The organism is Mycobacterium sp. 1164966.3 (assembly GCF_001665395.1).
Taxonomy (GTDB): domain Bacteria; phylum Actinomycetota; class Actinomycetes; order Mycobacteriales; family Mycobacteriaceae; genus Mycobacterium.
Map to the genome: position 1 here is coordinate 361,804 of NZ_LZSG01000062.1, position 25,468 is coordinate 387,271.

Below are 25,468 nucleotides of genomic sequence, written 5' to 3' on the forward strand. Positions count from 1 at the left end.
GCCTAATCCGCACTGATTTTGGGGGATTTTGCGTCTGCTCGCCATATGAACGGCAACGCGCGCTCGGCGGTGGCGGCCACCCGAATTGCCTTCCAAAGCACACGCATTGCCGGGTGCTCCGGAAGCGCATCCAAGGCCGCCGCCCGCTCGGCAAGTCCGTCGAACTCACCGCCGCATACCGCCTCCGCGACGGCAAGCGCGGCAGCCTCACGAAAGTCCAGCGCGCCGTGGGCCATCGTCGGCAGGCTCAGCAGCACCGCATCCGGCACCAGTGATGCGATGCGCTCAGCCACCGCCGGCGGCGTGACGAGGTCGCGGCCGCCGGAAATGACCACAGTGGGCCAGCCGAATTTCGGCATCTCGGCGACCAGGTCATATGGCTCTGCCTCGAAAGGTGCTGTCTGCGGGATCATTTCACGCATCGCAATGGCAGGGTCCAGAGGTAGGCCGTCGGGTTTCGGAGCGTAGTCGAGTTCGCGGAGCGCGATGCGGTTGACCAGATCGGTCTCGAAGCGGTACGGCGCCTTGCGGGCCAGAATGGTGCCGAACCGAAGCATGCTCTGCCACAACATAGTTCGCCCGGTGAGTAACAGGTCGAGTTGGCGCTCGAGCAGGTCGGTCCCGCCGTAGCCGTAGAACCTCGCGGCGATCTGACCACCCGAGTGGGTCATCACACCTTCGTCGACCAGCCGGCGAACCTTGGGTGCCAGCGCGGCGGTTTCCGGATGGTCGCCACGCAGCAGCAGGCCGCGAATGGCGTCCCGCACATCGGCGATGTCATCGCGGGACAGCAGGGGCGAATCGAGGATCATCGCGCGCACCCGACCGGGATGGCGGACGCCCAGTCCGGCCGCGATGTAGGTGCCGTAAGACGTCCCGTAGACGACAGCCGACTCCACATGTGCGTCGTCCAGCACCGCGGCGACGTCGTCGACCACTTGATCGACGGTGAGCGCTTGGGGCGGCAGGTCGGCGCCGGAGTCGTCGTGTCGCGACATGCCGACCCCACGATGCTCGATCATGATGACGTCCAGACCCGCGGCCGCGAAACGGCGGCGCAATCCCTTGTACAGCCGCATGGACGCCACGCCCGGCCCGCCGGGCAGGATCACCAGCGGGTGTGCGGACTTACGGCCGGTGCGCACGTAGTACAGATCGAACTCGTCACCGCTGTCCGGAGAGACGGGCCGGCGCACGGGCCGCACGCCCGGCATGCCCGCCAGCTTGTCGTGCACTCGGCGCCGTTTGGCGTTCATCGTCATCGGTTGCCGCCAGTCACTGCCCCATTGTGCCGAGGGCGCGTGAAGCGCGCAGTTCGCACGGCATGTTTCAGCCGCGGATCAGATCGGCCGCTTTCTCTCCGATCAGGACCGACGGCGCGTGGGTGTGGCCGCGAACCGTGCTGGGCATCACCGAGGCATCGGCAACCCGCAGGCGATCCACGCCGCGGACCCGCAGTTGAGGATCCACCACACTCGCCTCGTCGCTCCCCATCCGGCAGGTGCCCAGGGGGTGATACAAAGTGTGCGAACAGGTGGTCAGCGCTTTTTCCAGGGTGTCCTCATTCAACTCTGTGCAGTTCCGGGGTCGTGCGATGGCGCCGAGCAAGCTTTTCAGCGGCGGGGCCGCGGCGATCCGGGCGCACATCCGCAGGCCTTCCATCATCGCGGCACGGTCGGCCCCGTTCGCGTCGGACAGGTACCGCGGATCGATGACCGGTTTATCATGCGGATCCGCCGACCGCAGCTTGATCTGGCCGCGGCTTTCGGGTGCGACCAGGATCGGCCCGAAGACCACGCCATGCCCTGGTGACTCGGTGAGCAGGCCCTCGTCGTAGAACGGTGCCGGAGCGAAGATCAGCTCGACGTCCGGAAGCGGTAGCTCGGGCCGGGTGCGGACGAATCCATAGGCCTCACCGACGTTGGAGGTCAGCATGCCACGGCGGCGCGTTAAGTAGTTGATCAGTTGGGTGGGCTTTTCGGCGTCGGCCAGGCTGTCGCCGCCGACCTCGAAGCCCAGCACGGTCACCAGGTGATCGATCAGATTCTGCCCCACCTCGGGTGCGTGGTGAACCGTTTCGATGCCGTGTTCGGCGAGGTGGTCGCGGTCGCCGATGCCCGAGAGCATCAGCAGCTGCGGGCTGTTGACGGCACCGCCGCAGAGCACCACCTCGCGTCGGGCGTTGGCGACGCATGTTCGACCATCCTGCTCGTATTCCACACCGACCGCGCGGTTGCCGTCGAAGACGACTCGTGTCGCGGTGGCGCCGGTGAGCAGGCTGAGGTTCTTTCGCCGTCGGGCCGGCTTCAGGTAGGCGTCGGCAGTGCTGTACCGAGCACCGCGGCGCTGCGTGACCACCGTCTCGCAGAACCCTTCCGGCACAGTCGTATTCGGTTGCACCATGGGAAAGCCGCAGTCCCGCACGGCGGCCAGCCATGCCCCGGTAGCGGGTCGCGGGCTGCGCTGACGCGAAATCTGCAACGGCCCGGTGACTCCGCTGTCCTCACCGCTGACAAAGTGCCATGCGTCCTCGACGTTTTCGATGCGGCGGTAGTAGCCGAGCGCTTCGGTGTAGGACCACTCCGGCCCCGCGCGCAGGGCCCATTCGTCGTAGTCGCCGGCGAACCCGCGCACCCACATCATCGCGTTCATCGACGAGGATCCGCCGAGCACCTTGCCTCGGGGCCAATAGATCTGGCGATCGGCGAGGCTCGGTTGGGGCTCGGTCAGGTAGTCCCAGTCGATCTCGCTGCGGAACAGCTTGGAGAAGGCTGCCGGGATCCCGATGAATCTGTTCTTGTCGGGTGGGCCCGCTTCCAATGCCACCACCGCGGTGCCTGGGTCGGCGCTGAGCCGATTGGTCACGACCGCACCGGCCGAGCCGGTGCCGACGACGACGTAGTCGCACTGAATGTCCATCGCACATCCCCGTTTTCGAGTGAGTGTACGACGTGCTGGCCAGCCGCCGATGACTAAACGTCGAGATCGATACGATGCGCCCCCTTGACCCCCAGGTAGCGGTCGGGGCTACAGGTCAACACGATCACCTGTCCGTGGGTGCCGACGGTGTCGAACACCTTCCCCATCTTGGCCAGCCGGTCTGGATCGCTGAACCCCAGCGCGTCGTCGATCACCACCGGCACGCTGTCCTCCTTGGCGACCAGCGCCGAGCCGGCCAGCCGCGCCAGGATGCCCAACTGCTCTTTGGCGCCACCCGACAGAGATTCGAAGGGCACGGTGCGGCCGTCCAGGGTACGGCTGCGGATGCACAGGTCGCTGTCGATGTCGACTTCGAAGGTGGACCCGAACACCGGACGGCCGAGCCGTTGCAGCTCGTCGCGGTATGGCTCCACGTAGCGCAGTCGGGTGGCGTCGCGGTGGCGGGCCATCACCGACCGCAACAGCTGCGCTGCGCGGGCCCTGCTACCGACCCGGGCATGCTGGCTTATCGCGTGCTCACGCTCGGTCTGTGCGGCGTCGAGTTTGCCTTGGCGGCCCTCACCCCCGAACACCGAGAGTTCGATGCTGACTTCGCGCAACGCGCGCGACGCCGCTTCATAGTCTTTATGCAGCGACTCAGCCGCGGCGGCGGCATCGGCCAATTCGGCGGCGACCGCGTCTGGTTCGGCGGCGGCCAGCTCCTCGGTCAGCTCGGCAACCCGCCGCTCCGCGCCTTGCGCCGCCGCCAGTGCGGCGTCTGCCGCCGACGCCAGTTCCACGTCACTGACCGACGCCCGCTCTTTTGCCAGCAGGTCGGTGGCGGCATCCAGCTCGGCGCGCTGTGTTGCCGCATATTCTTGCAAGACCATTGCCCGCGTGGATGTCTCGGCGAGTCGGCAGCCGGCGGCGGCTGCGGTGCGGCGCTTGGCTTCGCAATCGGCGTCCGCAGCCGCGCGAGCGGTTTCGGCCGCTTTTAGCTCGGCGCGTGCGGTTGCGGCATCGAGCGTGCCGGCTTCGGCGGATTGTTCGGCCCGTAACTGGGCCAGCCGGCAACGGAGTTGGTCTATCTCGTCATCGCCGCACAGGCCGGCCAGGGTGGCGGTCAATCGATCGCGGCTGCTGCGCAGTTCGCGGCGGCGTTCGTCGGCAGCACGTGCGGCGTGCACGTCGGAGACATCAGCGGCAGTCAGCGCGGCCGTCAACTCCTGTTGTGCGGCAGCGTGTTCAGCTTGTATGTCGAGCGCCGTGGCGCCGGGCGTGACACGCGCGGTGAGGACACCGGGCACCTTGATCTCGGTGGGCTCGGCGGCAGCGATCGACCAACTCTGACCCGCCGACAACGACACCCGTTGTTCGCCGGCCATCAGTTCGAGGTCCGCGGCGGCGGTGATTTGCACCTCAGCTGAGATCAACGCCAGCTGGGCGCCGGTCCGATCGACTGCGGCCGCGGCGTTCTCGATTCGTCGCAACAGCTCGTCGGTGATGACGACCTCCGACAGTTCCTGGCCGAGCCGATCAGAATCACGTTGGATTCCGTCGATCTTGTCCAGCCGGGCGCTCAGCCGGTCCGCCTCCTCCAACGCGGCGAGTTGGTCTACGGCACGCCGCGCCGATTGCACGCGAGTCTGAATGTCCGCAAGGGCGGCCGTCGCTACCTCGACGCCGGCGTCCGCGGCTTCGGCCTCGGCTCGCGCCACCTCCAGCGCTTCGACGGCCGCTTGTGCTTCCACCTGAGCTTCCGCGAGCGTTGTTGTGCGACTGTCGATTTCGGTCAGCAGACGAAGCCGGCCGGTATGGGCGGCCTTCGACGCAGCGCAGTTGGCGGCCGCAGCGTCTGCTACGAGTTTGGCCTCGTGCGCCTGACCGCTGAGCTCAGCGATCTTTTCCGCGGCAGCCTCGGCTGCGGCGAGCCGAGGACCGGTAGCCAGCCGCTGCTGGGAAAGCTCAGCGACCTGCTCGGTGAGAAGCGCGTGGCGGCTTACCCGTTCGTCCACCTCGGCGACCGCCGCTGTGCACTCCGCGACCGCGGCGTCGGCTTCGGCCAGCCGCGAGATTGCGGCGGCCCACTCCCCGGTGGCCCGCCCGGTCGGGGTGAAGTAGCGCGCATACTCCGCGTCGATCCGCTCGATGAGCAACGGCTCGCTGCCCGACAGGGCCGCGTCGGTGTCGGATTGCGCCGCGGCGACGTCGAGCGCACGCGAAAGCGCGTCGCAGCCGGACAGATTCACCGCTGCCGTCGACCCGGTTTGAAGGACCCGCTGGGCATGCCACAGTTCGTTGTCCACCGTCTCGGCCAGCATTGCGCGGACTCGATCGTGAGCTTCGTCGCCCGTCAGCTGTTCGCGGCGCGGCGCCAGCATGGTCAGCTCGGTCTCGGATTTTTTGTGAAACCGCTTGCGATAGATGAAACGATAAGGGCCGCTGCTGATTTCGGCGGCGACCTCGGAGCCGACGTCGGCATTGGTCGGTTTGACCTGTTTGACTTCCTTTTTCGTCGAACGATCCTTGGATTCCAGTAGGAGGTCCAAAGCCTCGATCATCGACGACTTGCCGACCTCGTTGGCGCCGCATACCACGACCACACCCTGGTCGGGGAACTCGATCTCTCGGTGAGTGACGCCGCGATAGTTCGTCAGTACCAGCCGGTGCAGTTTCATGCGGCGCCCCGATCGGCGAGCCGAAGCAACAGCGCCAGCGCAGCCTGCGCGTCGACGGCAGACTCCGCGTCGTCCGCGCATGCTGTCGAAACGAGTTCGTCAACTGCCGCGGCGGCAAAACCGCCGATACCGAGATTGGTGAACTCCCCGTCCGCAGGTATCACCGCCAGGTCGGTGTGGCGCTCCCAAAGACCAAGCCAGGCAAACAATCGCGCGTACTTGTCCAGGCAGGCATCCAGCGCGGCACGGTCCGTGACCGTCAGCGAGCCGGTCAATGCCAACCGGACGACGGTGCGGTCCTTGTCGGTCAATTGGTCCAGATTCATGTCCAGATCGGCGATATCACGATTGGTGTCGACCTGTCGGCGCAACGTGATGAAGCGCCACCGGCCGATATGCCGGGCCGTTACCGTCGCGGCGCGCCGCGGGTCGTCCTCGTCGATATCGACGACGAGTACATGGCCTGGATCGGATTCGATGTCGTCGAAATTGGTGACTTCCGGTGAGCCGGCGTACCAGACCCTGTCGGCGACCCTGGTGACCGAATGCTTATCACCCAGGGCCACATAGTGAATCGCGCCCCGGGCCAGCGCGGCTTCGATCGAGGCAAGCCGGATCACGGAGGGCTTGTCGCGATCGGGGTCGAGTGCGTCGACGCCACCGTGCGCCACCAAGACTCGGGTGACGGGCTCCGGCGGCAGCCCGTCGAGGACTTCGGCGACCAGGTCGGTGGTCGGGGCCTTGGATCGCCATGGTGCGGCGACGATCTCTAGTCCGGGCCGCACCTGATGGATGCCGGCTCGATCGAGCACTATCACATTGTCCGGCCGTTCGGCGGTGAAGAGTGCGCCGGTGTAGACGGACGTGGCGTCTAGCGGATCGTGGTTGCCAGGAAGCAGGTATACGGGAATTCCGATGGCGCGCATGGCCTCTAGCGACTGGCCGATGACCTGAGGGGTGAGCTGGTTGTGTTCGAACACGTCACCGGCCACCACGACGAACTCGGCGCCCACATCGTTTGCGACCGCGCCCAAACCGGCCACCGCGTCGCGTCGAGCAGCGGAATATCGTGGCTGGGCATCCCCGGCAAGGAAGTGCCGGGTCATGCCCAGCTGCCAGTCGGCAGTGTGCAGAAATCGCATCCGGTCCCTCCTTGAGACGTGGTTATCGAGGCACCGCGAGTGTAGGTCTGCGCACCGACAAGAAGCGGGAGGCCGCTCGGCAGGTCAGCCGCGAGCGTTCAAAAGCCCTTGTTTCTACGCAATTTCAGTGTGGTGACGGCGGGCCGCGCTTAGCCCGAGCGGCGTTTGTCCACACTTGACGGTTTATCCACAGACGCGCTTCTTGCGCTGGCGGTGAGTTCCCAGGGCCTCATAGGATTCGAACATGTTTTCGATTGAGGTGCCGGTGGAGGTGACCGCCGCGCTCGATGCGTTCGATACGGCGCTGGCCGGGATGGGTGCGTTGAACCTCGATCAACTGGCGCCCCCGGTGCGCCTGCACGTGCTCGAACAGTTAGAGACTGCCCGCCGAAAGCAGATCGCGTTCAGCCACGATGTCATCGCCGGGCTGACCCGCGAGGATCCCGCCGCACTGGGCGGGCCGGCGCATCAGGTGATCGCCGATTGGCTGCGCATCAGCCCCGCCGAAGCCCGCCGCCGCATCCACGACGTCACCCAGCTGTCCCCGCGCCTCACGCTGACCGGCCAACAACTACCGCCGGAGCTGCCGGCCACCGCCGTCGCGTGGCGGGAGGGCCTGCTCGACGCTCAACACTTGAAAGTGATTCAGACCTTCGTGCGCGAGCTGCCCGGCGACACCGCGGTGGCCGTCGTGGAGCATGCCGAGCAGTTGCTTGCCGAGCAAGCCGGCGAGCTGCGCCCCGACCAACTGCACAAAGTCGCCAACCGCGCCGCGGTGCTGATCAACCCCGACGGCACCTTCTCCGACGACGACCGCGCCCGCCAACGCGGCTTCAGTTGGAGCCCCCAACGCCGCGACGGCATGAGCCTGGGCAAGCTGATCGCCACCCCCGAACTGCGCGCCCACCTCGAGGCCTGGTTTGCCCACTTCGCCGCCCCCGGCATGTGCAACCCCGACGACCAGAGCCCCTGCGTGGAGGGCGAGCCCAGCGACGAGGCCGCCCGCAGCGATACCCGCAGCCACGCTCAACGCCAACACGACGCGCTCAACGCCCTGGTCCGCGGCCAACTCGGCGACCCCACACTGGGTCACCACAACGGGCTTCCCGTCGCCGTCGTCGCCTCCACCACCCTCAAAGAACTCCTCGCCGCCGCGGGCCAAGCCGTGACCGGCGGGGGCACCGTATTGCCCATCGCCGACCTGATCCGCATGGCCGCCCACGCCAATCACTACCTCGCCGTGTTCGACGACCACACCAACCGGCCCCTCTACCTGGGGCGCACCCGCCGCATCGCCTCACCCGATCAGCGCGTGGTCCTGTATGCGAAGGATCGCGGTTGCACCTACCCCGGCTGCGACGTTCCCGGCTACTACTGCGAAGTCCACCACACCGACGAGTGGGCCAGCGGCGGCAATACCGATATCGACAAACTCACCTTCGCCTGCAAACGCCACCACAAACTGCTCGACATGGGCTGGCGGACAAGGAAACTATCCGACGGGACCACCGAATGGATCCCACCCCCGCATCTCGACCACGGCCAACCCCGCACCAACAACTACCACCACCCCGAACGAATACTGCCCGACGGGAACGACGATGACGACGCGCCGTAGCGATTTCGCATCCGCAGTCACTAACGTGAGTCCGATGAATGAGCAGCACCGCAATCTTGTGCTGATGCGCCACGCGAAGTCGGCGTACCCCGAAGATGTCGACGACCACGACCGGCCACTGGCCCCCCGGGGTCTCCGGGAAGCCGGGCTGGCGGGTGACTGGTTGCGCGCCAACCTGCCGGCGTTCGACGGCGTGCTGTGTTCGACGGCGATCCGTGCGCGGAAGACATTGGAGGCCACCGGTATTGACGCGCCGGTGCGGTACGTCGCACGGCTCTACGGCGCCGCGCCCGGCACGGTGATCGAGGAGATCAACAAAGTTCCGGCTGACGTCAGCAACCTGCTGGTCGTCGGGCACGAGCCGACGACATCGAACGTGGCGATCATCCTGGCCGGCGAGCGCGGCACCAACTCGGATGCTGTGCAACGCATTTCGGAGAAATTTCCGACCTCGGCGATCGCCGTGCTGCGGCTAGCCGTGGGCTGGGACCACGTCGGTCCGGGCGGCGGCGCTCTCGTCGAGTTCCACGTGCCGCGCTAGGGCTACGCCTACGAGTTGGTTTGCAGCGTCAGTTCCATGAGCTTGAGAGCCTGCCCACACGCATCGATACCGGGCGCCTGGGGGTTGACCCACCAGCCGACCACGCCGCCCGCATCGCTGGCGACCCCACACGCGCCGTTCGGGTCGTCGGGCCGCATCACAATCGAATTCACGCCCTGGATCGTCCGCGTCTCGATCTTGTACTTCAGCCCCTCGGCGGTCTTGCGCTCGTTGCTCAGACTGCCCTGCTCGAACCAGAACCGGGTGATGTCGATCAAACCCGCCGGGTTGGCCGCCTGCCATCGGCAGATCGCTCCGACGAACGTGCTCTGAATATCGAGTGGATCGGCGCCCACGGTCTTGGCCAGTATGTCGTTGGTCAAGACTTCGCACTCTTTGAGCAGGTTGGGGTATTGCTGTTCGGATTTGTTGTTGCGCGGAGTCCCGGCGCCACCCGCCTTGACCGGCGTGCCCGATATCGACCGCGAACACCCCGTCAACACCATCAGAGCGCTCATCAACACCGCGAGACAGACAATCAAGCCTCTTCTGCCGCGCCCCCCGCGACCCATCCAGCCCGTCATTTCGAGTTCGCAATCGATTGACGGGCCAGTTCTTTGGCGATATCGCACGGCGGCGGGAAGGGCTTCTGACTGAAGCTAATCGACCATTCGATGAAGTCGTCCTGGAACTGGATTCCGACTTCGCACAGTGAGTCGCCCAAGTTCGGCTCGTTTCCGACAGCGATGAAACCACCGTGACCGTTGATATTGATGTCTTCGACGCTCGCGCGCGACAGTTCCTCGGTCTTGCGTTCCCGCCCGATCGGGCTACCCCGATACCAGGAGAAAGAGAAGTGCGGGCCACTGATACCGCCGCCCGCCAGCCATTGGCAACCCACCGAATTGCGGGCGGTGTTGACCAGACCCGACACCCTTGTCAGCTCGACCACCGTCTGATCGCTGATGCCACCGCACTGCGGGAAGAAGGGCCCGTGATGGCCTTCGCCGCTTCCCGGGCCCGACGGCGTCGAAGCGCCCGGTTTATTGTCGCCGGAGCCCGAGCACCCAGCCACCGTCGGGATCAAGATCGTCAAGGCCGATGCCACCACCGCCAGTGCCGTCAAGTTACGCCGCACCGCTACCTCTTCTGCTGCTGGGTCTGCTGGTGGGTCTGCTGCCAGGGCTGCTGCTGGTCACACGATGCACTGTAGCGTCAGCCCAGGGGGTCAACCACCGACACGCTACCTGAGCAGGCTTTTCGCACACGCCGGCCGGTGCGGCGCAAACCGCGAACCGTCACGCGGTCCCCGCATCGAAAGCATGCGGATGTGCGACAGTTACCAAATGCTCCTGGCACTGCTGCGCCAGTACATACGGCCGTACCGCGGGCTCGTGGCGGCGCTCATGGCGCTGCAGCTCATCAGCACCCTGGCATCGTTGTACTTGCCGACCGTCAACGCCGCGATCATCGACGACGGCGTTGCCAAGGGTGACACCTCCACCATCGTGCGGCTCGGTCTGCTGATGCTGGCCGTCACCGGCTTGCAAGTGCTCTGTGCAGTTGGGGCGACCTACTTGGGGTCGCGGACGGGCATGGGTTTCGGCCGCGACCTGCGCTCGGCGATGTTCAACCACGTCACCACCTTCTCCGAACACGAGATGGGCAGGTTCGGCGCACCTACGTTGTTGACCCGCACCACCAACGACGTCAGGCAGATCCAATTTCTGGTCCAGATCACCTGTCTCGTGCTGATTACCGCACCGATCATGTCGGTCGGTGGAATCGTGATGGCCATCCACCAGGACGCCGGGTTGTCGTGGCTGCTACTGATCAGCGTGCCGATACTGGCCGGGGCCAACTATTTCATAATTTCGCGGATGCTGCCGATGTTTCGTGCCATGCAGAGCATGATCGACGGCATCAATCGGGTTATGCGCGACCAGCTTTCGGGTGTCCGAGTGGTCCGCGCGTTCGCCCGTGAAAGCTTCGAGCGGGACAGGTTCGCCCGGGCCAACGTGGCGCTGTCGAACACCGCGGTGACCGCGGGCAACTGGCAGGCGCTGACGTTGCCGGTCACCACGCTGACCATCAACGTGTCCAGCGTCGCCCTGGTCTGGTTCGGCGGATTGCGAATCAACAGCGGCCACATGCAGGTCGGTTCGCTGCTCGCCTTCCTCGCCTATTTCACCCAGATCTTGGTGGCGGTCATGATGGCGACGATGACACTGGCGGTGCTGCCGCGAGCGGCCGTGTGTGCCCAGCGCATCACCGAGGTGCTCGCCACCCGCACCGCCGTCAAAAACTCGAAGTTCCCGCGTGTGGGCGCGCCCGGCGCGAAAGGCACCGTGCGGTTGGACGGCGCGACCTTCCGCTATCCGGGAGCCGACCGACCCGTACTGCAGGATGTCTACCTGACCGCACTGCCGGGCACCACCACCGCAATCGTGGGCAGCACCGGCTCGGGCAAGTCGACACTGATATCGCTGATCTGCCGGTTCTACGACGTCACCGACGGCGCTGTCCTGGTGGATGGTGTCGACGTGCGCGACTACGACATCAAGACGCTGTGGTCGGGCATCGGGCTGGTGCCACAGCGCGGCTATCTGTTCTCCGGCACCATCGCCGACAACCTGCGCTACGGCAAAGCCGACACCACCGACGACGAGATGTGGGAAGCGCTGCGGGTGGCCGCCGCCGACGACTTCGTCGGAGCGCACGCAGATGGGCTGCAGATGCGCGTCGCACAAGGTGGTGTCAACTTCTCCGGCGGGCAGCGACAACGCCTGGCGATCGCCCGGGCCGTGATCCGCCGCCCAGCCATTTATCTGTTCGACGACGCGTTCTCCGCACTGGACGTGCACACCGAGGCGAGGGTGCGCGCGTCGTTGCGGGAGATCGCCCGCGATGCCACGACTATCGTTGTCACACAGCGGATCTCGACGGCATCGGCGGCTGACCAAGTGATCGTCGTCGACGACGGCAGGCTGGTCGGCGCGGGCACACATGACTCGCTGCTGATGGACTGCCCCATCTATGCCGAGTTCGCGGACTCACAATCGATGCTTTCCGGTGCTCGAGATCAGCGGAGCCGACCATGAGCGCGCCGGTTGCCGCACCGCCGCGCGCCCCGCCGGCGGCCGGCGCGCGCTCGCGCGACTTCACCGGGTCCTTGACCCGATTGGTCAAGCGCCTCGCGCCGCAGCGCCGGCTGGTCGCAGTGGTGATCACGCTCGCGATCACCGGCACCGCGATTGGCGTAGCGGTGCCAAGGATCCTGGGCCACGCGACCGATCTCCTGTTTAACGGCGTCGTCGGCAAAGGACTGCCCGCCGGTATCACCAAGGCGCAGGCCGTCGCCGCCGCCCGGCAACGAGGAGACACCGCGTTCGCCGACCTCCTGTCCGGGATGAACGTCGTACCAGGCCGCGGTGTGGACTTCGGTGCGGTGGGCCGGACGCTGGCCCTGGCGTTGACCCTGTATGTGCTTGCCGCACTGCTGCTTTGGGTTCAGGCCCGGCTGCTGAACGTGACGCTGCAGCGCACCATGGTCGGGTTGCGGTCCGACATCGAGGAAAAGGTGCACCGGCTGCCGCTGGCCTTCTTCGACGGACGTCAGCGCGGCGAGCTGCTGAGCCGGGTCACCAACGACGTCGACAACCTGCAGACGTCGCTGTCGATCACGATCAGCCAGTTGCTGACGTTGCTGCTCACCGTGGTGGCGGTCCTGGCAATGATGGTGTCGATCTCGCCGCTGCTGGCGTTGATCACGCTGCTGACGGTGCCGCTGTCGCTGCTGGCCACCCGGGCCATCGCGCGACGCTCCAAGCGGCTGTTCGTGGCCCAGTGGACCAGGACCGGACGGCTTAACGCCCATATCGAGGAGACCTACAGCGGTTTCACCGTGGTCAAGACGTTCGGCCACCAGGACGCGGCACGGGAACGATTTCGCGAGTTGAACGACGACGTCTACCAGGCCAGCTTCGGCGCCCAGTTCGTCTCGGGTCTGGTGTCACCCGCGACGACGTTCATCGGCAACCTCGGCTATGCAGCAGTCGCCGTGGTGGGTGGACTGCAGATAGCTGCCGGGCAGATCACGCTGGGCAGCATCCAGGCGTTCGTTCAATACCTCCGGCAGTTCACCACGCCGGTCAACCAGGTGGCCGGTATGTACAACACCCTGCAATCCGGGGTGGCCAGCGCCGAGCGCGTTTTCGATCTACTCGACGAACCCGAAGAAACCGCGGAAACCGCGGCGGCCGCCTCGCCGGTGACATCGCCCAACGGCCAGGCGCCGACCGGACGCGTCGAGTTCGATCACGTGAGCTTCGCCTACCGGGCGGGCATCCCGGTGATCCAAGACGTGTCGCTGGTGGCCGAGCCGGGCAGCACCGTCGCGATCGTCGGCCCGACAGGAGCCGGCAAGACCACACTGGTGAACCTGCTCATGCGTTTCTACGACGTGGATTCCGGCCGCATACTGCTCGACGGGATGGACATCACCACCATGAGCCGGCAGGCGCTGCGATCCCGAATCGGCATGGTGCTGCAAGACACCTGGCTTTTCGACGGGACGATCGCCGAGAACATCGCCTACGGACGGCCCGAAGCCAGTGCGGACGAAGTGGCGCAGGCAGCCGAGGCGGCCTACGTCGACCACTTTGTGCGTCGGCTGCCTGCCGGTTATCAGACTCGGGTCAGCGACGACGGCGGCAACATCAGCGCCGGCGAGAAACAGCTCATCACCATCGCACGAGCATTCCTCTCCCGGCCGCAGGTGCTGATCCTGGACGAGGCGACCAGCTCGGTCGACACCCGCACCGAGGCCCTGATCCAGCGCGCAACCTGCGAACTCCGCCGGGACCGAACGAGTTTCATTATCGCGCACCGGCTTTCGACGATCCGCGATGCCGATCGCATCCTGGTGATGGAGGCCGGCAAGATCGTCGAACAAGGCAGCCATGCCGAACTCATCGCCGTCCGCGGTGAGTACTACCGGATGACCGGGGCCGGGTAAGAACCCAAACTCAGGCTTCCAAAACCGCATTCCGGCCCATTATCTGCGGTATAGGCTCTCTTCGGCTGTTAACTTCGCTGCACAGGAACTCTCTGCGGCAAACACAAGTGAGCCAACCGAAGGAGATGTCGATGAAGTTTCCCCATCGGACCGTAGTCGCCGTCATGGCCGCAATTCTGGCCGTGGTGTTCGCGATCAGTGGCTGCTCCGGCTCAGATAAAAACAAGGGTGGCGGCGGATCCTCGCCGGCGCCGAATGTCGATGCCGCGAACGTCGTCAAGCAGGCCGCCGACGCGATGCGGCAGGTCACCGGAATGCACCTGAACGTCGAGGTGCAGGGCAACGTGCCCAACCTCTCGCTCACCAAGCTCGACGGAGACGTATCCAAGAACCCGCAAGCCGCCACCGGCACAGCGACCCTGACCGTCGGTTCGAAAGCGGAGGACTCGAAGTTCGTGTTCATCGACGGCCACCTGTACGCCGAGCTGGGCGGTACTGATGGAAAGTACGTCGATTACGGTGACGGCGTATCGATCTATGACGTGGGAACGCTGCTGGATCCCGACAAGGGCCTCGCCCACATCCTGGCCAACCTCAAGAACCCGAAGGTGGCCGGAACCGAGCAGGTGAACGGCATCGCGACCACCAAGATCACGGGCACGTCGTCATCCAACGACGTAGCCACGCTGGCCGGACGTCGTCTCGGCCCGGAGACCGAAACACAGGAACCCACCACCGTGTGGATCGCGTCCGACGGATCCCACCACCTCGTCAAGCTCCAGTTCGTCCCCGCGGAGAACAGCACGATCACGCTGACCATGTCCGATTGGGGCAAGCAGGTCACCGCCACCAAACCGCCGGTATAGCCACTACCGGATCCGACCACCATGCATTCCGAATCGTTTTCAACTCCACCGGCCCGTCGGCCCGGGAAAGGAACCATCATGGAAATGCGCGCTTTTCGGCGACACGCTGCGGTCGTGGTCAGCAGCCTGGCAGTGGTGACCGCGATGTCCGCCACCCTGGCCCCGACGGCAAGCGCCGACGACCAGCATGGCGCGATCGCCGTCTCCCCCGCTCATCGGGTGTACGGCAGGGCGTTGCACGCATCGACGAAATCGGCGGCGGATGCCGGGGCGATGAGTGCTTGCGGCTACTCCGACTGCAAGGTCCTGGTGGACTTCACCAACTGCGGCGCCGTCGCCGAGAACGCCACCATGTACATGGGCGGTTACGGCAACACGCTGACGGAAGCAGAGCTGGCCGCCGTCAGAAACCTCGGCGGTGGTTCCGGGACGATCGTCGCCTGGGGTTGCAACTAAAGCTCGGCGGCGAGGCGAACACGGCACGTCCGTAATCGTTGTCGACGATCACCCGGTATATCCGGGTGATCGCGTGACCAAAACGTGCTCGGCAAAGCCCGCCGGCTGGCTTCGCGGCTTGATGCCCGCGGCCCGACGCTGACGTCAGCGAATGCGCTCTGAGCTGGACTTCGGCTGAAATCTCAGGCCTGCGACACCGGCGCGAGATCTCTTCAAGGATTCGTGGAGATAACGACTAGGTCAACGCTCGAACCTTTTCTCAACAAGCCACTCCGCCACAGCGGAACGAGAAAAGGAACGACTAGTGAAGACCATCAGGATCTCCAAAATCGCCAAGGCCGCGACGTTGGCCGCGGTTGCCGCAGCCATCTCGCTGGGTCTGGCCACCGGCACGGCCGAGGCGGCCGGGGGCACCATGTACGGCGACCCCGCCGCCGCCGCCCAGTGGTGGCGCCACCAGAACTACGACGACTGCGCCATCATGGCCAGTGCCGACGTGGTCGGGCAGGTCACCGGTAAGGAACCCTCAGAGCGAGCCATCATCAAGGTGGCCGAGACCACCCCGAGCATCGCCCACAGCGGCTCGATCTACATCAAGCCGGTCAAGGGTGACAAGACCGAGGGCAATGGCACCGTGATGCCGGACCTTCCGGAGCTGCTGAAGCAGTACGGGGTCAAGGCCGTTTACAGCAACAAGAACTACTCCGCCAAGACGGGCGTTCCGGCCGGCATCGAGGGACTCGAGCAACTGCTGGGCAGCGGCCACAAGCTGATCGTCAGCGTGAACGCGGAGATGATCTGGCACAAGCCGATCGAGAGCAAGGACAAGAACGGCAACCCGGTGTCTGACCACGCGGTGGTGGTGACCGGTATCGACACGGCCAACAACGTGGTGCACCTCAACGACAGCGGCACCCCGAAGGGCAAAGACGAGCAGGTCCCCCTGTCGCTCTTCATGCAGGCCTGGGAGACCAGCAACGAGGGAGTTGTGACGACCACTTGATCCCAATGTCAATGCGGTCAATCGCGACGGCAGGCAGCCAACCGGTGCACGTATCGGGCGGCTGCCTGCCTTTGCGTGCTGGACTGTACGCCAAAACAATTGGTGCGGGAAAATGCTGATCGCATTGATAACACCGACATTTGAGCATTCGTTCGACGAGCGTGGGGGCCGCAGCTCAGCGTGGGAACGCCGGGCGATCGCAGGCCGCCTGCGCGCAGAAGAAGCAAATGCCGAGTGCGCCATCATTACCGAATTCGCGGACTTCGTATCAGAATGACGAGTAATGCGGCGGCACGTAATGCGACACTATTGGCAGCCTGGCACGTGAAGTCGCAGAGCACCCGGAAGGGCTGGTAAACGCGATGGTGGACATTAATCTCGAATTCGGTCTGCTCGGACCGTTGGAGATGAGTGTTGACGGGGTCCTGGTGCCGTTGGGTACGCCCAAGCAGCGGGCCGTGCTGGCCATGCTGCTGATGAACCGCAACAGCCCGGTTGGCGTGGACAGGCTGATCACGGCCGTGTGGGAGGGATGGCCCCCGTCCGGTGCGAGGGCCAGCATCCACTCCTACGTATCCAACCTTCGCAAGCTGCTGAGCGGCGTCGGGATCGACCCACGCGGAGTGCTGGCGGCAGCGCCGCCGGGCTACCGGCTGAGCATTTCCGAGAACGCTTGCGATCTAGGGCGGTTCATCACAGCGAAGAACGCGGGAGTACACGCCGCCGCTTCGGGCCGGTTCGAACACGCCAGCCGTCATCTGTCAGAAGCCTTGGCGGAATGGCGTGGACCGGTGCTCGAGGATCTGCGCGACTTCCAGTTCGTCGACACCTTTGCCACTGCCCTCGTCGAGGACAAGGTCGTCGCCCACACCGCAAAGGCTGAGGCCGAAATCGCTTGCGGTCGTGCGTCGTCCGTGATCACCGAACTGGAAGCCCTTACCAACGAGCATCCTTACCGCGAGCCGTTGTGGGCGCAGCTGATCACCGCCTACTATCTCACCGACCGCCAGTCCGACGCGCTGGCCGCCTATCGCCGGGTGAAGACGATGCTGGCCGACGACCTCGGCATCGACCCCGGCCAGACCCTGCGTGATTTGAACGACAAGGTCCTGCGACAGGAACCGCTGGACGCCAAGAAGAGGGCCAAGACCACCGCGGTTGGCACAGTCACGGTGCTCGATCAGCGCACCAGCGTCACGGGCCAGAAAGTTCTCGCCCACCTGTACTCGGCCTCGGGTGAGCGCTATCCGCTGAAATCGGCGGCGACGCGGATCGGGCGCCTGCAAGACAACGACATCGTGCTGGAAAGCGCCAATGTCAGCCGCCACCACGCGGTGATCGTCGACACCGGCACCAACTACATCATCAACGACCTGCGGTCATCCAACGGAGTGCATGTGCAATACCAGCGGATTCGCACCGCCACCACGCTCAACGACGGGGACCACATCCGCATCTGCGACCACGAATTCACCTTCCGGGTAGCCCTGGACAATCAAGAGGAGACGGTCGGTTTTTCGGCCATCGAATAGGTCGCCCAGGTCACCCCACGGGCGCCACCGCGAGGCGCCAGATGTCGCGGATGTGATGCGGCCGGGCACGTAACGCCTTACCGTCATGATTGCTCGGTCATCGGTTTGTGGCCGGCGAATTGGTCGGTCGCCGTTGATAGTGTGAGCGGCATCGCGGGGTCGGTTTGAAGGAGCGGCGATGAGCGACGAGCAGGGCTCGCGGGTTGGGTCGATGTTTGGGCCCTATCGGCTCAAACGGCTGCTGGGCCGCGGCGGGATGGGCGAGGTCTACGAGGCCGAGCACACCGTCAAGGAATGGACGGTCGCGGTCAAGGTGATGACCGCAGAATTCAGCAAGGACGCCGTGTTCCGCGAGCGGATGAAGCGCGAAGCGCGCATCACCGGGCGGCTGAAGGAACCGCACGTCGTGCCCATCCACGACTACGGCGAAATCGACGGCCAGCTCTATTTGGAGATGCGGCTGATCGAGGGCACCGACCTGGACAGCATGCTCAAGCGGTACGGGCCGCTGACCCCGCCGCGCGCAGTGGCCATCATCAGCCAGGTCGCCTCAGCGCTGGATGCCGCGCACGCCGCCGGGGTAATGCACCGCGACGTCAAGCCGCCCAACATCTTGGTCACCCGCGACGACTTCGCCTACCTGGTCGACTTCGGCATCGCCAGCGCCACCACCGACGAGAAACTCACCCAGCTCGGCACGGCGGTGGGCACCTGGAAATACATGGCGCCCGAACGGTTTTCCAACGACGAGGTCACCTACCGGGCCGACATCTACGCACTGGCCTGCGTGCTCTACGAATGCCTGACCGGCGCGCCGCCCTATCGATCAGACAGCGCCAGCATGCTGGTCACCTCTCATCTGATGGACCCGGTGCCGCAGCCCAGCGCCAGCCGCGCGGGCATCCCCAGGGCCTTGGACGCCGTCATCGCGCGCGGCATGGCCAAAAAGCCCGAGGACCGCTATGCCAGCGCGGGCGACCTGGCGGTAGCCGCCCACGAAGCGCTCAGCGACCCCGACCAAGACCACGCCGCCAACATCGTGCGCCGCAGCCAGGAAGCGACCATGCTGGGGCCGGGCAGCGCCGCACCGGGTGCCACCCTGGCCGGCACCGGCGTCGGTGGGCCGCAGGCGTCGGGCCAGAACTTCACCGCGCCGCCACCGACGCCCGTCCAGCAGTCGCCTTACCCCGGCCCTTCCAGCTCTGGACCCGTTCCGACCCCGCAGTACTTCCAGACTTCGTCCAGCAACTGGGGCGGCCAGCCGCCCGGCGCGCCCCCGCCTGGCGGCCAAACCTCATGGAACCAGGGCCAACCGCCGGCCAAACGCAGCCCCTGGCCCATCCTCGCCGGCGTCGCGGCGCTGGTCGTGGTCCTGGTTATCGCCGCCGTGGGCATCTATCTGGTCACCAACAACTCCGACGACCATAAGCAGGCGGATCACACCACTTCGGTCGTCACGACCACCTCGAGCACCTCTCCTTCAGCCCCACCGACCAGCGACCCGCAAAGCAAGCTGATGAGCATGTTGCCCAAGGGCTACGCCGCCGGTACGTGCACGTCGACCACGCCGTCGGCCAACAGCATCTGGCAGGACTCGGTGGCGATGGTGAAGTGCGGGCAGAACACCAGCCCCGGGGGCCCGACCAAGGCGATCTACGGGTTGTTCCCCAACCTCGACTCACTGAAGAAAGCCTTCAACGAGGACATCGCCGCCGTGCAGTTGATGAACTGCCCCGGCGAGGGAACATCGCCGGACGGCTGGCACTACAAGAACAGCCCGACGGTGACGGCCGGCATGGTCGCCTGCGGTACCTACAAGAATCAGCCGAACGTCATATGGAGCAACGAAGGCAAGCTGATGCTCAGTGACGTCTTCGGCGGCACCGCCAACATCGAGGAGCTGCACAACTGGTGGGGCAAGAACGGCTGACCTGCGCAAACCGCGACGCCTGAAGCATCGCAACGCGCTGGGAGCTCCCGTCGCACCAGCATGATCGGGTCGGCGGTTTTCCGGACCCCATGGTCAGTCCGCGCCTGTTGATATTGTCGGCGGGGGTTGCGGGGTTCTTTGGAGGGGTCATCGATGAGCGACGGGCAGAGCTCGCGCGCGGGTTTGATGTTCGGGCCCTACCAGCTGAAACGGCCGCTGGGTCACGGCGGGATGGGCCAAGTCTACGAGGCCGAACACACCGTCAAAGGGTGGACGGTAGCGGTCAAGCTGATGTCGGAAACGCTCAGCAAGGATCCGGTGTTTCGGGAACGGATGAAACGCGAGGCCCGCCACACCGGGCGCCTGCAGGAACCGCACGTCGTACCCATCCACGACTACGGCGAAATCGACGGGCAACTCTACTTGGAGATGCGCCTCATCGAAGGCACCGACTTGGAGACTCTGCTCAAACAATCCGGGCCGTTGACTCCGCCGCGGGCGGTGGCCATCATCACCCAGGTGGCCTCGGCCCTCGACGCCGCGCACGCCGCCGGAATCATGCATCGCGACGTCAAGCCACCCAACGTCCTAGTCACCCGTGACGACTTCGCCTACCTGGTCGACTTCGGCATCGCCAGCGCGACCACCGACGAGAAGCTCACTCAGATCGGCACCGCGGTCGGCACCTGGAAATACATGGCCCCCGAACGGTTCTCATCGGGCGAAGTCACACACCGCGCCGACGTCTATGCCCTGGCCTGCGTGCTCTACGAGTGCCTGACGGGCGCCCCGCCGTACGCGTCCGACAGCGCCGGCGTATTGGTCACCGCGCACATGATGGACCCCATCCCCCAGCCCAGCATCAAGCGCGCGGGCGTCCCGAAGTCGTTGGACGCGGTGATCGCACGCGGCATGGCGAAACGGCCCGACGACCGCTACGCCACGGCCGGCGAACTGGCCAAGGCCGCCCACCATGCACTCACCAATCCCGATCGACACCAGGCGGTGGACATCCTGCGCCGCAGCGACGAAGCCACCATGCCGCACAAGGCAGCCACCCGCCAGACGATTCAGCACAAACCGACTGCGTATGTCGGCTCCGGGCCGACGCCGCCGCCTTCTCCTTCGGTCCGTCCCGCTGTCAACAGCGGCCAGCAGACGGGTGGCAACTGGGGCGCTCCGCCGTCGGGGCCGCTTGCCGGTCCACCGCATTCGCCGCCCGTCAGTGGCCCGCAACAGTTCCTCGGGCCTGCGCCGTGGAATCTGCCACCGCCCAGGCGCCGCCACAGCCCGTGGCCGATCGCCGTCGGGGTCGCCGCTTTGGTGGCCGTCCTGGTGATCGCCGCCGTCGTCATCGGGATCGCGTTGCGACATCCGGACGAGCACAATGACGCGCAGCCGGTCACCACGACGTCCGTGACCACGACGACGACAAACCCTTTTAACCCTTCCACCACCAGGAGAACGACGACCAGCACGTCCGCGGATCTCCAGCGACTGCTCAGGGCACTGCCGTCCGGCTATCCCACTGGCACATGCACACCCGATGCCCGACCCATGCCCGGAGCACTGGTCTCGGTGAAGTGCGGGGGCAATACCGATGCCAACGGCCCGACGGTCGCCGCCTATGGGCTCTTCCCGAGTCTGCAATCGGTGCAGGACGCTTTCAGCAACTTCACCAAGACGTTCACAATCCAAAGTTGCCCGGGTAACAAGGCTTCCCCGGGCACCTGGTGGCATAACCAGGACCCGAACGTCGTCCTGGGCCGGATTGCCTGCGGCATATACAAAGACACCGAGCCCCAGGTGATGTGGAGCAACCAGCAGACCATGGTGTTCGGGCTGGTCGGCGGAAAACTCCAAGGACCCGGCCTGGATCAGCTATACAAGTGGTGGGCTTCGCACTCCTGAGTCGCGGATTCAAGAAGCCAGGTCGATTCACCCGGAGGCCACCCATGGACGAGAAGACCGACATCGTCACCAACACTCCGTCTCACATGCAGCTGCACGCCTGCGGACGCACCTGGAAGGCCACCCCCGGCCGCGCCTGGACCATCGGTCGCGCAAACGAAGCCGATTTCCGGATGGAAAATCCGAGGGTGTCGCGAGACCACGCGGTGCTGTTGCCGACGCCCGACGGTTGGGTCATGGTCAACCACAGCAGGAACGGCACATTCGTGAACGGGCAGCGGGTGGAGAGGTTCACGATACGTCAGCCCGTCACCGTGATGCTTGGTTCGGCGTCCTCCGGCGAGTTGATACAGCTGCATCCGATCAGCCCGCCGGCGCCCCCGCCCACCAGACCGGAAACCGTGGAAGGCCGAAAAGGCCCAGCCGGGCCACGGCCTGGGGGCGACACCACCATCATCACCACGTCGCATACTGCCCCGATCAACAAGCCGTCCGGCCCGGACACCTCGAAAAGCCCACCCCCGCAACGACTTCTAGACACGACGATCATCACCAAACCACCGTCGGCGCCTAAGCAACCCCCAACTCCGCCAAGCCCGGCCACGCCACGGTCTTTGGCCGAGACGAACATCATCACCAAACCGCCGCAGGTCCCGCCCAGCCGGCCCGCCACCCCGGACAGCCCGGACGCAGCACGACCTCGCGGCGATACCACGATCGCCCGGCCGCCGACCGCGGTACACCACATCGACCAGTTGGTCGTGACGATCGGTCGCGCGCCCGACAACAACGTGGTTCTGGACGACCTGCTGGTGTCCCGCCGTCACGCCGTGTTGCGGCGCGCCGGTGACCAGTGGGAGCTCGTCGACAACAACAGCGCCAACGGCACTTACGTCAACGGCAACCGGATCGACCACGCGGTCATCGGGCCCGACGACATCGTCGGCATTGGCCACCAACTGCTGCACCTGGCCGGCGGCGGGCTGGTTGAATACGTCGACACCGGCGACGTGTCCTACGAGGCGTCGAACCTGCGGGTGGTCACCGGCAAGGGCAAGGTGTTGTTGTCCGACGTCAGTTTCGCGCTGCCGGAACGTTGCTTCATGGCGGTCGTCGGACCGAGCGGGGCCGGCAAGTCGACGTTGCTTGGCGCACTGACCGGGTTTCGTCCGGCAGGCAACGGCGAGGTGCGTTACGACGACCGCAACCTCTACCAGAACTACGCCGAGCTGCGGCACCGCATCGGGTTTGTTCCGCAGGACGACATCCTGCACACGTCGCTGACGGTGCGCCGGGCGCTGAATTACGCGGCGCGCCTGCGGTTCCCGCATGACGTATCGGCCGCGGAGCGCGAGCACCGCATCGACGAGGTGCTCTCCGAGCTCGGGCTGACGGCGCACGCGAACCAACGCATCGACAGTCTGTCCGGAGGTCAGCGCAAACGCACCAGCGTCGCGCTGGAACTGCTGACCAAACCGTCGCTGCTGTTTCTCGACGAGCCGACGTCGGGCCTTGACCCGGGGTACGAGAAGTCGGTCATGCAGACGTTGCGGGGCCTGGCCGACGACGGTCGGTCCGTGGTGGTCGTCACCCACAACATCGCCCAGCTGCACATGTGCGACCGATTGCTGATCTTGGCGCCGGGTGGTCGTTTGGCGTACTTCGGACCGCCGCAGCAGGCGCTGCACTACTTCAATTGCAGCGACTTCGCCGACTTGTTCAACCTGCTCGAGCACGACACCGACACCGACTGGACGGGCCGGTTCAACACGTCAGCCCTCAAGCAGGCGTTGTCCGGGCCACACCCGGGTCACAAGGCCCCGCAACCAGGCACTGAACGCCCGTCCAAGCCGGTCGCTCAGCAGAGCGCATTCGCCCAATTCGCCACCCTGTGCCGACGGTATCTGGCGGTCATCGCCGCCGATCGCCAGTATTCGCTGACCTTGCTGCTGCTGCCGATGGTGCTGAGCCTGTTCGCGTATGCACCCCCGGGCAAGTCGGGGCTTTCGATCGCCAAGGCCATGGAGACCAAGTCGATGCAGCCCGGTCAGATCCTGACGGTGCTGATATTCGGCGGCGCGCTGATGGGATGCACGGCCTCGATCCGCGAAATCGTGAAGGAACGACCCATATATCAGCGCGAACACGGCATCGGGTTGTCCAGCATCGCCTACCTGGCGTCCAAATTGGCGGTCCTCACCGTGCTGGTCACAGTCCAAGCGCTGATTCTGGGATTCCTGGGGACGGCGTTTCGGTTGCCGCCGGACCAGGCGGCGGTGATAACCGCTTGGCCCAGGCTGGAATTGGCGCTCGCGGTGGTCGCCGTCGCGGTGGTCTCGATGCTGATCGGTCTGTTGGTCTCGGCGATGATCGGCAATGCCGATCGCGGCATGCCACTGCTGGTGTTGGTGGCCCTGGCCGAACTCGTGCTCTGTGGCGGACTGTTCCCGGTGAACGGCCGAATCCCGCTGGAGCAACTGGCCTGGCTGTCGCCGTCCCGATGGGGCTTCGCGATGGGCGCGTCGACGATCGACCTCAATGACCTGCTACAGATGGTCGGCAAAGAAGTCGATCCGTTGTGGAAGTACTCATCCGATAGTTGGCTGTTCGCCGCGACGGTATGCGCGGTGCAGGCGGTGGTGCTGGTGATCCTTATCGCCGTGCGGCTCAAGCGACTCGACCCGCACCGCCACGCGGTCAAGTGAACGCCGACCGGTGATGGGCAAAGCCGTCGCGACGCTTGCGCTGAGCGCTCTGGCGACGGCGTTCGACCCTGCTGCGGCAGGGGCCGAGACGTACTACCAGTTTCAGTCCCCCTCGGGCGACATCGCCTGCGCGATGGGCTCGTTGGGCAACAAGGCGTTTGCCGACTGTGAGATCACCGACCACGCGTGGGTGGCACCGGCACGACCGGACCGGTGCGAGGGCGAATGGGGCGATCGCCTCGAGTTGCGGCAGGGCACTGCCGCCGGATTCGTCTGCAACTCGGATTCGTTGCGCGGCAGCAATTTACCGACGCTGACCTACGGCAGCGCGTGGACGGTGAACCCACTCACCTGCGACAGCGAGCCCACCGGCATGACCTGCACCGACGGCAGCACCGGACGCTACTTCCGGCTGTCCCGCGAGTCATACGAGCTGCACTGATCGCCGGGGACCCGCCCCTCGGCGAAGCACGACCGGAGCGAATCGCGCTTGGCGATGCGGCGCGGTTGATATTGTCGGCGGGGGCGGCGGGGATGGTTTTGAAGGAGCAGCGATGAGCGACGCGCAGGGCTCGCGGGTGGGGCAGATGTTTGGGCCCTATCGGCTCAAACGGCTGCTGGGCCGCGGCGGCATGGGCGAGGTCTACGAGGCCGAGCACACCGTCAAGGAATGGACGGTCGCGGTCAAGGTGATGACCGCAGAATTCAGCAAAGATCCGGTGTTCCGCGAGCGGATGAAGCGCGAGGCCCGCATCGCCGGCCGATTGCAGGAACCTCACGTCGTGCCCATCCACGACTATGGCGAGATCGACGGCCAGCTCTATTTGGAGATGCGGCTGATCGAGGGCACCGACCTGGACAGTGTGCTGAAGCGGTTCGGGCCGCTGACCCCGCCGCGCGCAGTGGCCATCATCAGCCAGGTCGCTTCGGCGTTGGATGCCGCACATGCCGCCGGGGTAATGCACCGCGACGTCAAGCCGCCCAACATCTTGGTCACCCGCGACGACTTCGCCTATCTCGTGGACTTCGGCATCGCCAGCGCCACCACCGATGAGAAACTCACCCAGTTGGGTACGGCGGTGGGCACCTGGAAATACATGGCGCCCGAACGGTTTTCCAACGACGAGGTCACCTACCGGGCCGACATCTA

At 65.5% G+C, this 25,468-nt stretch carries 20 protein-coding genes; 14 read left to right on the forward strand and 6 right to left on the reverse strand.

Annotated elements, in window-relative coordinates; all coding sequences use genetic code 11:
- Positions 1–2: 2 nt before the first annotated feature.
- The 4 genes from A9W99_RS22855 to A9W99_RS22870 form a co-directional block, all read right to left on the reverse strand.
- Complete coding sequence (locus A9W99_RS22855; protein ID WP_067383625.1) at positions 3–1,262, reverse strand: alpha/beta fold hydrolase; 1,260 nt, start codon at positions 1,260–1,262, stop codon at positions 3–5.
- A 67-nt stretch (positions 1,263–1,329) separates the two neighbouring features.
- Positions 1,330–2,919, reverse strand: coding sequence for a GMC family oxidoreductase (locus A9W99_RS22860; RefSeq protein WP_067383627.1), 1,590 nt, complete (start codon positions 2,917–2,919; stop codon positions 1,330–1,332).
- Positions 2,920–2,972: 53 nt separating this feature from the next.
- Positions 2,973–5,597, reverse strand: coding sequence for an ATP-binding protein (locus tag A9W99_RS22865; protein ID WP_067383630.1), 2,625 nt, complete (start codon positions 5,595–5,597; stop codon positions 2,973–2,975).
- Entirely contained in the window at positions 5,594–6,739 is a 1,146-nt protein-coding gene (locus A9W99_RS22870; RefSeq protein ID WP_067383632.1) for an exonuclease SbcCD subunit D, read from the reverse strand. Before A9W99_RS22870 ends, A9W99_RS22865 begins: the two co-directional genes overlap by 4 nt.
- A 244-nt stretch (positions 6,740–6,983) precedes the next feature.
- On the opposite strand from A9W99_RS22870, the gene A9W99_RS22875 reads away from it, so the two are divergent.
- Together A9W99_RS22875 and A9W99_RS22880 are read left to right on the forward strand one after the other, a co-directional pair.
- On the forward strand, positions 6,984–8,357 hold the full coding sequence (locus A9W99_RS22875) for an HNH endonuclease signature motif containing protein (RefSeq protein WP_067383635.1): 1,374 nt from the start codon (positions 6,984–6,986) through the stop codon (positions 8,355–8,357).
- 34 nt (positions 8,358–8,391) lie between these two features.
- A complete protein-coding gene (locus tag A9W99_RS22880; protein ID WP_067383638.1) occupies positions 8,392–8,898 on the forward strand; it encodes a histidine phosphatase family protein in 507 nt (168 codons plus the stop codon).
- A gap of 8 nt (positions 8,899–8,906) precedes the next feature.
- Here the strand turns inward: A9W99_RS22880 and A9W99_RS22885 are convergent, their stop codons facing one another.
- A complete protein-coding gene (locus A9W99_RS22885) occupies positions 8,907–9,470 on the reverse strand; it encodes a DUF3558 domain-containing protein (protein ID WP_067383641.1) in 564 nt (187 codons plus the stop codon).
- An 8-nt stretch (positions 9,471–9,478) separates the two neighbouring features.
- The gene (locus A9W99_RS22890) at positions 9,479–10,036 is read right to left on the reverse strand and encodes a DUF3558 domain-containing protein (protein ID WP_067383643.1); all 558 of its coding nucleotides are present in this window, start codon (positions 10,034–10,036) and stop codon (positions 9,479–9,481) included.
- A 208-nt stretch (positions 10,037–10,244) separates the two neighbouring features.
- Between A9W99_RS22890 and A9W99_RS22895 the strand changes: the two genes are divergently transcribed.
- The 12 genes from A9W99_RS22895 to A9W99_RS22945 form a co-directional block, all read left to right on the forward strand.
- Positions 10,245–11,999 carry an ABC transporter ATP-binding protein gene (locus A9W99_RS22895; protein ID WP_067383645.1) on the forward strand — a complete coding sequence of 585 codons (1,755 nt, stop codon included), beginning with the start codon at positions 10,245–10,247 and terminating at the stop codon, positions 11,997–11,999.
- Positions 11,996–13,915 (forward strand): ABC transporter ATP-binding protein, encoded by a 1,920-nt coding sequence (locus tag A9W99_RS22900; RefSeq protein ID WP_067383649.1) that lies wholly within the window; start codon positions 11,996–11,998, stop codon positions 13,913–13,915. Before A9W99_RS22895 ends, A9W99_RS22900 begins: the two co-directional genes overlap by 4 nt.
- Positions 13,916–14,046: 131 nt before the next feature.
- Positions 14,047–14,781: an LppX_LprAFG lipoprotein gene (locus A9W99_RS22905; protein ID WP_067383789.1), complete on the forward strand. Its 735-nt coding sequence runs from the start codon at positions 14,047–14,049 to the stop codon at positions 14,779–14,781.
- A 78-nt stretch (positions 14,782–14,859) separates the two neighbouring features.
- Positions 14,860–15,237 carry a DUF4189 domain-containing protein gene (locus tag A9W99_RS22910; protein WP_067383652.1) on the forward strand — a complete coding sequence of 126 codons (378 nt, stop codon included), beginning with the start codon at positions 14,860–14,862 and terminating at the stop codon, positions 15,235–15,237.
- Positions 15,238–15,541: 304 nt separating this feature from the next.
- The gene (locus A9W99_RS22915; RefSeq protein WP_253870238.1) at positions 15,542–16,240 is read left to right on the forward strand and encodes a C39 family peptidase; all 699 of its coding nucleotides are present in this window, start codon (positions 15,542–15,544) and stop codon (positions 16,238–16,240) included.
- A 112-nt stretch (positions 16,241–16,352) separates the two neighbouring features.
- Positions 16,353–16,517, forward strand: coding sequence for a hypothetical protein (locus tag A9W99_RS26715; protein WP_156623241.1), 165 nt, complete (start codon positions 16,353–16,355; stop codon positions 16,515–16,517).
- A gap of 85 nt (positions 16,518–16,602) precedes the next feature.
- Positions 16,603–17,772, forward strand: coding sequence for an ATPase/transcriptional regulator EmbR (gene embR, locus A9W99_RS22920; RefSeq protein ID WP_067383655.1), 1,170 nt, complete (start codon positions 16,603–16,605; stop codon positions 17,770–17,772).
- 178 nt (positions 17,773–17,950) lie between these two features.
- Positions 17,951–19,702 (forward strand): serine/threonine-protein kinase, encoded by a 1,752-nt coding sequence (locus tag A9W99_RS22925; protein ID WP_067383658.1) that lies wholly within the window; start codon positions 17,951–17,953, stop codon positions 19,700–19,702.
- 153 nt (positions 19,703–19,855) lie between these two features.
- Positions 19,856–21,613 (forward strand): serine/threonine-protein kinase, encoded by a 1,758-nt coding sequence (locus tag A9W99_RS22930; protein ID WP_067383660.1) that lies wholly within the window; start codon positions 19,856–19,858, stop codon positions 21,611–21,613.
- A gap of 44 nt (positions 21,614–21,657) precedes the next feature.
- Positions 21,658–24,318: an FHA domain-containing protein gene (locus A9W99_RS22935; protein WP_082930151.1), complete on the forward strand. Its 2,661-nt coding sequence runs from the start codon at positions 21,658–21,660 to the stop codon at positions 24,316–24,318.
- A 13-nt stretch (positions 24,319–24,331) separates the two neighbouring features.
- The gene (locus A9W99_RS22940; protein ID WP_067383662.1) at positions 24,332–24,760 is read left to right on the forward strand and encodes a DUF6636 domain-containing protein; all 429 of its coding nucleotides are present in this window, start codon (positions 24,332–24,334) and stop codon (positions 24,758–24,760) included.
- 112 nt (positions 24,761–24,872) lie between these two features.
- Positions 24,873–25,468, forward strand: a 596-nt coding sequence (locus tag A9W99_RS22945) for a serine/threonine-protein kinase (RefSeq protein WP_156623242.1), incomplete at its 3' end; no start/stop codon positions are given.

Coding starts and splice junctions, on each gene's coding strand:
- A9W99_RS22905 (WP_067383789.1), top strand. CDS start 14,047: ATGAAGTTTCCCCATCGGACCGTAGTCGCCGTCATGGCCGCAATTCTG.
- A9W99_RS22940 (WP_067383662.1), top strand. CDS start 24,332: ATGGGCAAAGCCGTCGCGACGCTTGCGCTGAGCGCTCTGGCGACGGCG.
- A9W99_RS26715 (WP_156623241.1), top strand. CDS start 16,353: ATGCTGATCGCATTGATAACACCGACATTTGAGCATTCGTTCGACGAG.
- embR (WP_067383655.1), top strand. CDS start 16,603: ATGGTGGACATTAATCTCGAATTCGGTCTGCTCGGACCGTTGGAGATG.
- A9W99_RS22895 (WP_067383645.1), top strand. CDS start 10,245: ATGCTCCTGGCACTGCTGCGCCAGTACATACGGCCGTACCGCGGGCTC.
- A9W99_RS22925 (WP_067383658.1), top strand. CDS start 17,951: ATGAGCGACGAGCAGGGCTCGCGGGTTGGGTCGATGTTTGGGCCCTAT.
- A9W99_RS22935 (WP_082930151.1), top strand. CDS start 21,658: ATGGACGAGAAGACCGACATCGTCACCAACACTCCGTCTCACATGCAG.
- A9W99_RS22860 (WP_067383627.1), bottom strand. CDS start 2,919: ATGGACATTCAGTGCGACTACGTCGTCGTCGGCACCGGCTCGGCCGGT.
- A9W99_RS22870 (WP_067383632.1), bottom strand. CDS start 6,739: ATGCGATTTCTGCACACTGCCGACTGGCAGCTGGGCATGACCCGGCAC.
- A9W99_RS22880 (WP_067383638.1), top strand. CDS start 8,392: ATGAATGAGCAGCACCGCAATCTTGTGCTGATGCGCCACGCGAAGTCG.
- A9W99_RS22885 (WP_067383641.1), bottom strand. CDS start 9,470: ATGGGTCGCGGGGGGCGCGGCAGAAGAGGCTTGATTGTCTGTCTCGCG.
- A9W99_RS22910 (WP_067383652.1), top strand. CDS start 14,860: ATGGAAATGCGCGCTTTTCGGCGACACGCTGCGGTCGTGGTCAGCAGC.
- A9W99_RS22865 (WP_067383630.1), bottom strand. CDS start 5,597: ATGAAACTGCACCGGCTGGTACTGACGAACTATCGCGGCGTCACTCAC.
- A9W99_RS22900 (WP_067383649.1), top strand. CDS start 11,996: ATGAGCGCGCCGGTTGCCGCACCGCCGCGCGCCCCGCCGGCGGCCGGC.
- A9W99_RS22855 (WP_067383625.1), bottom strand. CDS start 1,262: ATGACGATGAACGCCAAACGGCGCCGAGTGCACGACAAGCTGGCGGGC.
- A9W99_RS22930 (WP_067383660.1), top strand. CDS start 19,856: ATGAGCGACGGGCAGAGCTCGCGCGCGGGTTTGATGTTCGGGCCCTAC.
- A9W99_RS22875 (WP_067383635.1), top strand. CDS start 6,984: ATGTTTTCGATTGAGGTGCCGGTGGAGGTGACCGCCGCGCTCGATGCG.